This window comes from Streptomyces sp. NPDC054842 (genome assembly GCF_053611025.1).
Map to the genome: position 1 here is coordinate 1 of NZ_JBSGZN010000055.1, position 12,502 is coordinate 12,502.

The 12,502-nt window shown below is 73.3% G+C and carries 9 protein-coding genes; 4 read left to right on the forward strand and 5 right to left on the reverse strand.

Going from position 1 to position 12,502, the window contains the following annotated elements; all coding sequences use genetic code 11:
* Window positions 1-407: 407 nt before the first annotated feature.
* The gene (locus tag ACWGIS_RS31085; protein WP_453365817.1) at window positions 408-857 is read left to right on the forward strand and encodes a PTS sugar transporter subunit IIA; all 450 of its coding nucleotides are present in this window, start codon (window positions 408-410) and stop codon (window positions 855-857) included.
* Between the two features lie 77 nt (window positions 858-934).
* A complete protein-coding gene (ptsP, locus tag ACWGIS_RS31090) occupies window positions 935-2,605 on the forward strand; it encodes a phosphoenolpyruvate--protein phosphotransferase (protein ID WP_453365818.1) in 1,671 nt (556 codons plus the stop codon).
* 68 nt (window positions 2,606-2,673) lie between these two features.
* Here the strand turns inward: ptsP and ACWGIS_RS31095 are convergent, their stop codons facing one another.
* Together ACWGIS_RS31095 and ACWGIS_RS31100 are read right to left on the reverse strand one after the other, a co-directional pair.
* Window positions 2,674-3,564 carry a hypothetical protein gene (locus ACWGIS_RS31095; RefSeq protein WP_453365819.1) on the reverse strand — a complete coding sequence of 297 codons (891 nt, stop codon included), beginning with the start codon at window positions 3,562-3,564 and terminating at the stop codon, window positions 2,674-2,676.
* 22 nt (window positions 3,565-3,586) lie between these two features.
* A complete protein-coding gene (locus ACWGIS_RS31100) occupies window positions 3,587-4,801 on the reverse strand; it encodes an MFS transporter (RefSeq protein ID WP_453365820.1) in 1,215 nt (404 codons plus the stop codon).
* 111 nt (window positions 4,802-4,912) lie between these two features.
* On the opposite strand from ACWGIS_RS31100, the gene ACWGIS_RS31105 reads away from it, so the two are divergent.
* Window positions 4,913-6,232, forward strand: a complete 1,320-nt coding sequence (locus ACWGIS_RS31105) for an aminotransferase class I/II-fold pyridoxal phosphate-dependent enzyme (protein ID WP_453365821.1) — start codon at window positions 4,913-4,915, stop codon at window positions 6,230-6,232.
* Here the strand turns inward: ACWGIS_RS31105 and ACWGIS_RS31110 are convergent, their stop codons facing one another.
* The gene (locus tag ACWGIS_RS31110; RefSeq protein ID WP_453365822.1) at window positions 6,233-8,200 is read right to left on the reverse strand and encodes an acetoacetate--CoA ligase; all 1,968 of its coding nucleotides are present in this window, start codon (window positions 8,198-8,200) and stop codon (window positions 6,233-6,235) included.
* 213 nt (window positions 8,201-8,413) lie between these two features.
* Here ACWGIS_RS31110 and ACWGIS_RS31115 point away from each other — a divergent pair, with 213 nt between their 5' ends.
* Window positions 8,414-10,780, forward strand: a complete 2,367-nt coding sequence (locus ACWGIS_RS31115; protein ID WP_453365823.1) for a glycoside hydrolase family 31 protein — start codon at window positions 8,414-8,416, stop codon at window positions 10,778-10,780.
* A gap of 58 nt (window positions 10,781-10,838) precedes the next feature.
* Here ACWGIS_RS31115 and ACWGIS_RS31120 read toward each other — a convergent pair whose 3' ends face one another.
* Window positions 10,839-11,399 (reverse strand): NUDIX domain-containing protein, encoded by a 561-nt coding sequence (locus ACWGIS_RS31120; protein WP_453365824.1) that lies wholly within the window; start codon window positions 11,397-11,399, stop codon window positions 10,839-10,841.
* Window positions 11,400-11,445: 46 nt separating this feature from the next.
* Window positions 11,446-12,255: a M15 family metallopeptidase gene (locus ACWGIS_RS31125; RefSeq protein WP_453365825.1), complete on the reverse strand. Its 810-nt coding sequence runs from the start codon at window positions 12,253-12,255 to the stop codon at window positions 11,446-11,448.
* Window positions 12,256-12,502: the final 247 nt, after the last annotated feature.

A 12,502-nucleotide genomic window follows, 5' to 3' on the forward strand; every position in this document is an offset into this window, starting at 1 on the left:
TTTGGCACGCTGTTGAGTTCTCAAGGAACGGACGCTTCCTTTGTACTCACCCTCTCGGGCTTTCCTCCGGGCGCTTCCCTTCGGTCTTGCGTTTCAAACTCTATCAGTGATTTTCCGTCTCCCTGACCACCGGCCCCCGGACATGGGGAACGGATCCCGAGATAGGATCTGACAAGTTTGGGTGCTGCCGGACAAGGACGCGTAGTCGCATCGCTCAGCCCCAGGCAGGTCTACGACTGTACTCCCGGCCCCGAGTGGGTGCAAATCCGTTGGAGAGGTGGTCTAGACCTCTACTCGGCAGCTATCGTGCGGAACCGGCAGTTCATCTGACATACGCTGCTGAACAGTGCGCCGTCCGATACAGGGAGTGACGGCCCATCTGAATCTCCACCCCTGGGAGGCTTCCCATGACCACCGTGACGTCCCCTCTTGCAGGACGCGCCATCGGGCTCGCCGCAGTGCCGGACCCCGTCTTCTCCGGAGCCATGGTCGGCCCCGGTACGGCGATCGACCCCGTGCGTGAGTCCTCCGAGGCGGTGGCCCCCGTGGACGGAGTCATCGTCTCGCTCCACCCGCACGCCTTCGTCGTCGTCGACGATCAGGGCCACGGAGTCCTCACCCACCTCGGCATCGACACCGTGCAGCTCAACGGCGAGGGCTTCGAGCTGCTCGTCAACAAGGGCGACACCGTGACCCGCGGCCAGTCCGTGATCCGGTGGAACCCGGCCGCCGTCGAGGAGGCCGGAAAGTCCCCGGTGTGCCCGGTCGTGGCGCTCGAGGCCACGGCCGAGTCCCTCTCCGAGCTCCGCGAGGACGGCGACGTGAAGGCCGGCGACAGCCTCTTCGGCTGGCAGTGACGGCAGTGCCGTCCCCGGGCGGCAATCGAACAACCACCGCGGCGGCGGGGCCCGCCGCACTATCGGAGACGGGTGAGATGGAGACAACGCTGCGAGGCGTCGGCGTGAGCCACGGTGTGGCGATCGGCGAGGTTCGGCACATGGGAACGGCGGTTCTCGAACCGCCTGCCAAGCAGATTCCCGCGGAGGACGCGGAGCGCGAACAGGGGCGCGCCCGCAAGGCCGTGGAAGCTGTGGCGGCCGATCTGACGGCACGCGGCAACCTGGCCGGCGGCGAGGCGCAGGCGGTGCTCGAGGCCCAGGCCATGATGGCCCAGGACCCCGAGCTGATGGCGGACGTGGAACGGCGTATCGCCGTCGGCAGCACGGCGGAGCGCGGGGTCTACGACGCGTTCGCCTCCTACCGTGCGCTGCTCGCGGGTGCCGGTGAGTACCTCGCCGGGCGGGTGGCCGACCTGGACGACGTGCGGAACCGCATCGTCGCGCGGCTGCTCGGCGTCCCCATGCCGGGTGTCCCGGACAGCGACGAGCCGTACGTTCTCATCGCCCGTGACCTCGCGCCGGCGGACACCGCGCTCCTCGACCCGACGCTGGTCCTCGGTTTCGTCACCGAGGAGGGCGGTCCCACCAGCCACAGCGCGATCCTGGCGCGGGCGCTCGGTGTGCCGGCCGTGGTGGCCCTTCCCGGTGCGGGTGAGATCGCCGAGGGCACGGTCGTGGCCGTGGACGGCAGCACCGGTGAGATCTTCGTGGAGCCGAGCGCCGAGAAGAAGGCGCAGCTGGAGGCGGCCGCTGCCGAGCGCAGGGCGGCGCTGTCCGCCTCGACCGGCCCGGGCGCCACCTCCGACGGGCACAAGGTGCCGCTGCTCGCGAACGTCGGCGGTCCCGCGGACGTGCCGGCCGCCGTGGAGGCGGGCGCCGAGGGCGTCGGACTGTTCCGTACCGAGTTCCTCTTCCTGGACGACAGTGCGAACGCGCCGTCCGAGGAGAAGCAGGTGGAGGCCTACCGCCAGGTGCTGGAGGCGTTCCCCGAGGGCCGTGTGGTCGTGCGGGTGCTCGACGCCGGCGCGGACAAGCCGCTCGATTTCCTGACCCCGGCGGACGAGCCGAACCCCGCGCTGGGTGTGCGCGGGCTGCGCTCGCTGCTCGACCACCCGGACGTGCTGCGTACCCAGCTGACCGCGCTCGCGAAGGCGTCGGAGGGGCTGCCGGTCCATCTCGAGGTCATGGCGCCGATGGTGGCGGACCGCATCGACGCCAAGGCGTTCGCCGACGCGTGCCGCGAGGCCGGGCTGCGGGCGAAGTTCGGCGCGATGGTCGAGATCCCGTCGGCCGCGCTGCGGGCGCGCTCGATCCTGCAGGAGGTCGAGTTCCTGTCGCTGGGGACCAACGACCTCGCGCAGTACACCTTCGCCGCCGACCGGCAGGTGGGTGCGGTGTCCCGGTTGCAGGACCCGTGGCAGCCCGCGCTCCTGGACCTGGTGGCGCTGTCCGCCGAGGCGGCCGGGGCCGAGGGCAGGAGCTGCGGTGTCTGCGGCGAGGCCGCGTCGGACCCGCTGCTCGCGTGTGTGCTGACGGGTCTCGGGGTGACCTCCCTGTCGATGGGGGCGGCGTCCATTCCCTATGTGCGGTCGACGCTGGCGAAGTACACGCTCGCGCAGTGCGAGCGTGCGGCCGCCGCGGCTCGGGCCGCGGACACCGCGGAAGAGGCGCGCAGCGCGGCTCAGGCGGTGCTGTCGGGCGAGTAGGGCCGCACTCCGGCTCATCGGCTGTGGCGAGGGGCGCTCCACCCGCGGGTGGGGCGCCCCTCGCGCGTTCAGTGCGTGTGCCCGCTGCCGGGTTGCTCCTCTCCCAGGTCGGGCGGTACGCAGTAGTCGACCCCGGACTCCGGGGAGACGAGGTCTCCGGAGTCGATGTCGGTGCAGTAGGCGTCGAAGACCTCGGCGGCCGTCAGGGGTTCCAGTCCTTCGCCGCGCAGGCGCCAGCCGTAGATCCGGTCGGTCGTGCCGGGGGCGCTGGTGCGCATGACGAGTCCGCCCGGGGCGTGGGTGGCGATGCCGAGGGCCAGGACCGTGGCGAACTCCAGGGCCTCGCTCTCGTCCAGGCCCGCGGAGTCGTCGGTGGCTTCGGCGCGGAGGACGGCCATGAGCGTCTCCGGTGCGGTGGAGACGCTGCACACCAGGTGGCGCTCGCCGGGGCCCGCGGTGTCGAGGATGCGGGTGAGCAGGTGGGTGGCCCGGGTGAAGGCGGCGCGTCCGATGTCCTCGCCGCAGGACGCGCAGTCGCCGATGCGGGCCAGGAGGGTGGTCGCGTACTCCCAGGTCGCCTGTCGTACGGCCTCGTCGACGAGGTCCGGGACCAGGTCGGCGAGGGGCTGTCCCTCGTACGGGAGGGCGGGGCCGGTCGCGGCGAGCTCGGCCGTGAAGCGGGAGCGGCTGGCCGGGGCGTCGGGATCGAGGCCGGTGTCGGAGCAGTACGCGGCGTACTCCTCGGGGTCGAAGAGGGCGACGGTGGTGTGGCTGCCCTGTGCGGCGAGTGTCCTCAGCAGGGCTTCCACCTGCCGGAGGTAGGTCCGGTGGTCGTCGAAGGTGAAGGTCCGGTAGCGCCGCATCGCGGCGAAGTCCTCTTCGTCGGTGAGCAGGCCGATGGTGCCCGCGATCTCGCGGCGCAGGACGCGGCGCATGGTCTGGTGTCGGGTGTGCGGCATGGTTCCCCCTGTGCACGGTCGATCAATGCTCACTCACAGTAATCGGGGGCACTGACAACGGGGGTTCGCGGAGTCGGTCACGCACCAGGCGGTGCTGAAAGCCGCAGGTCAGCGCGATGACCGCGCCGAAGACGGCCCAGCCGGCGGGGCCGGCGGTGATGGCCGCGGTCACCGCGAGTGGTCCGACACTGCGCTGGGCGGACTGGGCGAGTCCGTGGACGCCGAGGTAGCCGCCCTGCGCGGTGTCGGGAGCGAGCGCGACCGACAGGTCCCAGGAGACGGTGGCGTGCAGCATCTCGGCGACGGTGAAGGCGACGGCCGCGCCGGTGAGGGTCAGGGCCGCGGCCATGGTTCCGCCGGTGCCGGAGAGGGCCATCAGGACGCCGCCGAGGGCGAAGACGCCGGAGAGCGGGAGCAGCAGTGCGCGGGCCGCCTCGGTGGTGGCGCCGAATCGGGCCAGGGGGACCTGGAGGCCGACGACCATGACGTTGTTCAGGACCATGAGCAGAGGTGCGAGGCCCTGGGGCGCTTCGCTGCCGTGGGCAATCCACAGGGGCAGGCCGACCTTGAACACCGCGTCGTCGAGGAAGAGGACGGTCTCGGTGGCGACGTAGGCCAGGTAGGTGCGGTCCCGCCAGGGGTTGGTCGTCCTTGCCGTCGTCGTCGGAGCGGGTTTTCCGGAGGCGGCCACGGTGCGCGACGGGGACGGCGGCTCGCCGCAGCGGCGGGTGAGGAGGGCGACGACGGCGAAGGAGAGGGCGTCGCCCGCCAGGAGCCACCGGTACGCCGCCGTGGAGCCGGCGGCGAGGGCGGCCGCCGCGATCAGGCCGCCCATGGCCCAGCCCGCGTTGGCGACCGTGCGGTTCACGGCCTGGTAGCGGACGCGGTCGGGGCCGGCGACGCGTGTCGCGTAGAGCTTGGTGAGGACGTTGGCGGCCCGGTCGCCGAGGCTGCCGGCCGCGGAGAACAGCAGCAGGAGCACGTAGCTGTCGGTGGTCAGCAGGGCGAGGGAGGCGGCGGCGCGCAGGAGTTGCAGGGCGATCAGGACGTGGGTGAGCGGGAGGCGGTCGGCGATGCGGCCGCCGAGCGGTGCGCCGGCGATGCCGATGGCCCCGGAGGCGGCGACGAGCGTGCCGACCTGGGCGATGGAGAGGCCGGTGACGTAGGTGAAGTACAGGACGGACACGGAGGCCCAGAGGCCGCTGCCGATGCGGTCGACGAGCGCGATCCAGAGCATTCTCCGGCCGTCGGGGCCTCCCGGTATGCGTGTCGCCCATCCGGCTGCGCGGCGTGTCGGACTCACTGCTCCCCCTTGCTTCCAGTTATGTATTGATACATACTTGGCAACGTGGCAACACAATATGGGATCACAGGTACGACAGCCAAGGGGATTGCCGCGTCCGTCGAACGCGGCGTGGCCGAAGGGGCGTTGAGCCCCGGGGACGCCCTGCCGCCGGTGCGGCGCCTCGCCGACGGACTCGGGGTGAGCCCGGGCACGGTCGCGACGGCCTACCAGGAGCTGCGCCGACGCGGAATCGTGGTGACGCGCGGGCGGGGCGGGACCGTGGTCGCCGCCGCCCCCACGGTCGCCTCGCGGCGGCCCCCCAAGGTGCCGTCCGGCGTCCGCGATCTGGCCGGCGGGCACCCGGATCCCGCCTTCCTGCCGCGCCTGGTGCCGCCCTCGCGTCTCTCCTCCGGGGCGCGGTCGCACCGCGGCACGCCCCGGCTGGCCCCGCTGGAGGAGGCGGTCCGTGCGTGGCTGGCCCCGGACGGCGTCCCCACCGAGGGCTTCACCTTCGCGCACGGCGCACTCGACCTGATCGGCCGGCTGCTGTCCGTGGAGCTGCGGCCCGGCGACGCCGTCGCCATGGAGGACCCCGGTTACCACCACCTGCTGGACCTGGTGACGGCACTGGACCTGCGGACGGTGCCGGTGGCGGTGGACGACGAGGGGATCCGCCCGGACGCGCTGCGCGCCGCGGTGCGGGCGGGCGTCCGCGCGGTGGTGTGCAGTCCGCGGGCGCAGAACCCGTACGGCGGCTGCTTCTCCGCGGCGCGCCGTGACGCGCTGGTCGACGTGCTGCGGGAGCGGCCCGAGGTGCTCGTGGTGGAGAACGACCACGCGTCCGCCGTGGCGGGCGCCCCGCTCCACACGCTGACGTCCGGGGAACTGGCGCGCTGGGTGCACGTGCGGACCGTGAGCAAGTTCCTGGGCACGGACCTGCGGTGGGCCGCGGCGGCCTGCGATCCGACGACCCTGGCCCGGCACGACGGCCGGCTGCTGCTGACCTCGGGCTGGGTCAGCCATCTGCTCCAGGAGACCGTCCTCGGCCTGCTGGCGGACGAGGCCACGCGCGCGTCGGTGGCCCGTGCAGGGGAGAGTTACGGACAGCGCAGGAGCGCGCTGGCCGGCGAGCTCGCCAAGCACGGCGTCCAGGCCCACGGGGTGAGCGGGATGAACCTGTGGGTGCCGGTGCGGGACGAGTCCGCCGTGGTCAACGGGCTGCGCTCGTACGGCTGGTGGGTCGCGGCGGGGGCGCGGTTCCGGCTGGCGTCGGGGCCGGGCGTGCGGATCTCGGTCGCGGACCTGGAGCCGGCCGACGCGGTGCGGCTGGCCTCGGACTTCGCCGCCGTGCTGGGCGAGTCCGAGGCCACCTACGGGGGCTGATCAGGAGCGCTTGCGGGCCAGGTCCTCGTAGAAGCGGAGCAGTTCGACGTCGTCCACGGACCCCACGTTGACGGCCTTCTCCAGGGAGGCGCCCTGGAGGAGGCGCTTGACCGGGACCTCGATGCGCTTGCCCGTGAGGGTGTGCGGGACGCCGGGGACCTCGATCACCTCGTCGGGGACGTGGCGCGGCGAGAGCTGCTCCCGGATGGTGCGCCTGATGCGGTCCAGGAGGGCGTCGTCGAGCACGGCGCCGGGAGCGAGGTGCACGAAGAGCGGCATCCAGTAGCCGCCGTCGGGCTGTTCGACGCCGATGACGAGCGACTCCTTGATCTCCGGGAGCCGTTCGACGGCCTCGTAGATGTCAGCGGACCCCATGCGCACGCCCTGCCGGTTCAGCGTGGAGTCGGAGCGGCCGTGGATGACGACGGAGCCGCGCGAGGTGACGGTGATCCAGTCGCCGTGGCGCCACACTCCGGGGTACGTGTCGAAGTAGCTGCCGTGGTAGCGGCTGCCGTCGGGGTCGTTCCAGAACCGGACGGGCATCGACGGCATGGGGTTGGTGACCACCAGCTCGCCGACCTCGTCGATCACGGGCTCGCCGGCCGGGTCCCAGGACTGGAGGTCCGTGCCGAGGCCGGGGGCCTGGAGTTCGCCGATGTGGACCGGGAGCGTCGGCACGGCGCCGGCGAAGCACGAGCACACGTCCGTGCCGCCGCTGACCGAGGCGATCCACAGGTCGTCGCGGACCTCGTCGTGCAGCCAGCGGAAGCCGTCGGGAGGCAGCGGCGAGCCCGTGGTCGCCACGCACTGCACGCGCGAGAGGTCGAAGTCCCGGGAGGGGTGGACGCCCGCCTTGCGGCACGCCATGACGTAGGCCGCCGAGGTGCCGTAGAGGGTGGCGCCCGTGCGCTCGGCGATGCGCCACTGGGCTCCGGTGTCCGGATAACCCGGGCTGCCGTCGTACAGGACGATCGTGGTGCCCGTGAGCAGGCCGGAGACGAGGAAGTTCCACATCATCCAGCCGGTCGACGTGTACCAGAAGAACCGGTCCTCCGGCCCCAGGTCGCAGTGCAGGCCGAGCTGCTTGAGGTGCTCGACGAGGATGCCGCCCTGGGACTGGACGATCGCCTTCGGCAGTCCCGTCGTGCCCGAGGAGTACAGCACCCACAAGGGGTGGTCGAAGGGGACCTGCTCGAAGACGGGCTCCACGTCGGCGGCGGTCAGCGCCGACCACTCCAGGGCGCCCTCGGGGGCTTCGGTGCCCAGCAGCGGGATGTGCACGACGGCGCGCAGGGTGGGCAGTTCGCGGCGCAGCTCGGCGACGGTGTCGCGGCGGTCGTGCTCCTTGCCGCCGTAGCGGTAGCCGTCGACGGTGAACAGGACGACCGGTTCCACCTGCTGGAAGCGGTCCAGGACGCTGCGGGCGCCGAAGTCCGGGGCGCACGAGGTCCACACGCCGCCCACGGCGGCCGTGGCGAGCAGCGCCACCACGGCCTGCGGGACGTTCGGGAGGTAGCCGCTGATCCGGTCCCCGGGGCGCACCCCGAGGGACCGCAGCTCGGCCGTCAGGGAAGCGACCTGGCGGCGCAGCTCGGCCCAGGTCACCGGGCTCGGGTCGTGGGTCTCGTCGACGTACAGCAGGGCGGGCTCGTCCGCGCGGGTCCCCGCCGCGCGCAGGGCGTGCTCCGCGTAGTTCAGGGTGGCCCCGGGGAACCACTCGGCGCCCGGCATCGAGCGGTCGCCCAGCACGCGCGCGTAGGGGGTGGAGAACCGTACGTCGAACCACTCGGTGACGGCTTTCCAGAACGTGTCGAGCTCGTCGACGGACCAGCGGTGCAGTGCCGCGTAGCCTCCCGAGGCCGGGGCTCCGTGGTGTTCGGCCGCCCAGGACTGGAACCTGGTGACCTGTGCCCGGTCGATACGTTCCCGGTCGGGCTGCCAGAGCGGCGAGGCGTTCGCAGAGGACATGGGGCGGCTCCCGGACTGTGCGCGTCGTGTGCGTCGGGCGCGCACGGGCAGGGGTGTGCGCGTCACGCGGCTGACACGGACGATGCCATGTGATCGACTTCCGCACCAGGGTGCGCCGCACATAGTCGGTGTCGTGAAGATGTGCCCTCACCACGGGTGAACGGAAGTTGAACGAGCCTCCCCCGGGCCTGCGCGAATGGCAGGCTGAACAGCATGGACGGTCGTGACCTGGTGCGTTCGGTGACAGCGGTCGGCTCGGGGGGTGCCAGTCAGGGGTGGGGCACCGTGCGGGCCGCGTGGCGCAGGAGGCGTGCGGACGCCGCCGGTCTGCCGCGGCGGAGGGCCGAGCGGGCCCGGGTGCCCGGACCGGTGCAGGGCGTGGAGCCGGGTCCCGGAGGCGGCGTCGTGAAGTTCACGCGCGCGGAGCTCCGGGTCGGCGTGGCGGTGAACGGGGCGCTGTTCTGGGGCTGGGACGGGGCCGGGCCCCTGCCGTCGCACGCCCTGCCGGGCGGCTTCCCCGAACCGGACCCCCGGGCCGTCCTGGAGCCCGACAAGGACGGAGGGTGGCGGATCGTGGCCGAGCGCCTCACCGTCGCCGTGTCGCGGCACGGGGCGATCCAGGTGTGTACGCCCGGCGGAGTGACGCTGCGCCGTGATCTGCCGCCCCGCTGGTGGGAGTCGGCCGAGGGGGGCGAGGCGCGCTGGGAGCAGCGCTCCGAGGTGGCGGCCGACGCCCGGTTCTTCGGCCTGGGCGGGCGGGCCGCGGGGGCGCGGCTGCGCGACGGCACCTACCGGCTGTGGAACACGGACCCCGGCCGCGCCCTCGTGCCGGGCGACGACCCGCTGCACATCACCATGCCGGTGCAGCTGGTGGTGTCCGACGCGGGCACCCATCTCGTGTTCCACGACAACCCGTGGGACGGGACGGTGACGCTCGGCGAGGGTGAGGAGGGCGCCGGTTCCGGGCACGACCGGCCCGGCACGTGCCGCGTCCGGATGGAGGGCGGTCCGCTGCGCTGCTGGGTCCTGGTGGGCACCCCCGCGCGCGTGCTGCACGCCTGGTCCACGCTCACAGGGGCTCCCGCGCTGCCGCCGGCCTGGGCGCTCGGGCATCAGCACGGGCGGTCGGACTTCGGTGGCGAGCAGGAGGTGCGGCGGATCGTCGGGGGCTACCAGGAGCGCGACCTGCCGCTCGGGGCGGTCCACCTGGACGTCGACCACCACGAGGCGCGACGGGTGTTCACGGTGGACCGGGAGCGGTTCCCCAAGCTGCCGGTGCTCGCCGACGAGCTGCGGCGCGACGGGATCCGGCTGGTGTCGGTCGTGGACCCGGCGGTCGCCGCCGCGCCGGGCGTCGCCGTCCACGACGGCGGGGCGGCGGAGGACGTCTTCGTGCGCGACGCGGGCGGGAAGCCGGTCGAGGCGCCGGCCAGGCCCGGCAGGTCGGTGTTCCCGGACTTCACGCACCCTCGGGTGCGGCGGTGGTGGGGACGGCTCTACGAGGAGCGGCTGGCGCAGGGGTTCGCGGGGTTCCGGCACGACATGAACGAGCCGACGTCGTTCACGGCGTTCGGGCAGAACACCCTGCCGCTCTCGGCGCGGCACTTCCTGGAGGGCGCCGGCGGGGACCATCGCGAGGCGCACAACGTGTACGCGCTGGGCATGGCGCGGGCCGGCTACGAGGAGTTGCGCGAACTGGCACCCGGGGAGCGTCCTTTCGTGCTCTCGCGCTCCGGGTGGGCCGGGATGCAGCGCTACGGAGGGGTCTGGCCGGGCGGCACGGCGACGGGCTGGCCGGGGCTGCGGGCGTCGCTGTCGCTGGTGATGGGGCTCGGGCTCAGCGGGGTGCCCTACTCGGGGGCCGACGTGGGCGGGTCCGACGGTCGCCCCTCGCCGGAGCTGTATCTGCGGTGGTTCCAGCTGGGCGCCTACCTGCCGCTGTTCCGTACGCACGGCGGGCCCCGGGCGGGTCGCCGGGAGCCCTGGGAGTTCGGTGACGAGGTGCTGGCGCACGCGCGCGTGGCGCTCGCCGAGCGGCGCCGCCTGCTGCCGTACTTCATGACGCTGGCGCACCTCGCCCGCCGTACGGGGGCGCCCTACGTGCGTCCCGTGTGGTGGGGCGCGGCCGAGGACCGGGCGCTGCGTGACTGCGAGGACGCCTTCCTGCTCGGTGACTGCCTGCTGGTGGCGCCGGTGTTCGGTCCGGGGACGGACCGGCGTGCGGTGCGGCTGCCGCGCGGGCGCTGGTACGACACCGCGACGGGAGAGGCGTACGAGGGGCCTGCCCAGGTTCTCGTCGACGCCCCCCTGTCACGGATTCCGGTGCTCGCGCGCGCGGGTGCCGTGCTGCCCGTGCGGGGCGACGACGGGGTCCTGGAGCTGGAGGTGTGGGCGCCCGCGCGGGGCCGCACCGGGGGCGGGCTGGTGGTGCCCGACGCCGGGGACGGGTGGGAGGAGCCGGAGATCGAACGCTATGTGACGCGCTGGGAGGGGCGGCGGCTGGTGGTCGAGCGGGACTCCGACAGCGGGCCGGCCGAGCCGCCCCACCGGGTGCGGCTGCGCGGGCTCGGGGCCAAGTGAGCCACGGCGGGGCAGTGTCCGTGCGGCACGCCCCGGGGACGGTGGTCCGGGGCGCCGCTCAGATGTAGCGACCGTCGAACCAGGCGCGGACGGCCAGCGTGTGGAGGGGGAAGGCGAGTTCCGCCGGCCTGCGCAGCAGGTGCCAGCCCTCGGTCTCGTCCGTGGCGGCGGACTCGGGGAGTCCGGCGGCGGGGCGTTCCGGGAGGAGCCCGAAGAGCAGCAGGTGCCCGTCGGGCGAGCTCATCGCGTCGATGAGCCGCACCTCGCGGCTCGCCGCCTCGATGCCCGTCTCCTCCCGGAGTTCCCGCACGACGGCGTGCCGCCAGTCCTCCCGGTGGTCGATGAAGCCGCCGGGCAGGGCGATGCCCCCGCGCGCGGGGGCGATCGTCCGGGTGATGACCACCAGGGCGGCGCCCTGGGTGTCGTAGACGGGCTGCAGGGCCACCGCGACCGGCAGCGGGTTGCGGTACGCGGTGGTGCCGCACGCGGCGCAGGTGCGGGGCCAGCCGGAGACGGCCTCCCCGAAGGGCGCTCCGCAGCCGGAGCAGTGGGAGTCCGGCGCGGGGCCGGCCGTCGGCGGGTGGTGGGTTACGGACACGCGCGGACTGTATCCGATCATGCCGGGAGCCCCGTCGGGAGGTGTCCCGGCCGTCCTCGGCCCGTCCCTAGTGGGACGGTTTCAGCGACTTGCGGGACACCGGGAAGTCGAAGTAGGTGTCCGGGTACGGCTCCGGCTTGTAGGTGTAGTGCCACCACTCCTCGGCCAGGTTGACGAAGCCGAGGTCCTCCAGGGTGCTCTTCAGGAGCAGCCTGTTGGCGCGCTGTTCGCCTTGGACGCGCGGGTCCAGGGTGTGCGCGAGGGTGTCGAAGCAGTCGTAACCCGTGCCCATGTCCACGGAGTTGTCGGGGAAGCGCTCCGCCCGGGGCGCGTGGCAGGGCACGAGGGGCTGCCCGGGGACGTAGGGCCGCGTCGGCCGGGCCGGCAGCCGGACGATGGTGAGGTCGGTGGTGGAGCCGCGGCTGTGCCCGGACTTTTCGGCGATGTAACCGTCCTCGAACAGGCGGGTCTTGTCGACCCGGGGATAGAACTCCGCCTTCATCCGCTGGTCGCCGAGGTCCTCGGCCCAGCGCACGAAGTGGTCCACCGCCCGCTGCGGCCGGTAGCAGTCGTAGACCTTGAGGCTGTAGCCGCGCCGCAGCAGCTTCGTCTGCGCCCTGTGCAGCGCCTCGGCCGCGGGCCGGGTCAGGATGCAGAGCGGCTGACGGTAGCCCTCGACGCGCTCGCCCACGAAGTTGTGCGGTGTGAAGTACCGCATGTCCTCCAGGATCGTCGGGTCGACGGACCTGAGGGCCACGAAGTCCTCGGGCGCTCCTGGTCCGGGATCGGCGCGGGCGGTGGCGGAGGCGGCGGTCACGGACAGCAGGGCCGCGAGTGCGGTCACCAGGCCCCGCAGCGCGGTGGAGAGTCGTGTCATGACCCTTGCGTCTATCAGGCCGGGGTCGCGTCTGGGAAGGGAGCGCCCGCCGTCCGCGCGTCCCGGGGCGGTCCGGTTCGGCTCGACGCGTCGCACGCGCGCGTGGGGTGCCGTGCCTCCCCCGGCCCCGGGCCACCGCGACGGGGATTCGCCGCGCGCCACCGCGTCCGGATCCGCCGCACGCCGGGGTGTCCGGTTCTCCGCGGCCGCCCTGCCCAATCGGCGATGCCCGTGGCACACTTCTGAC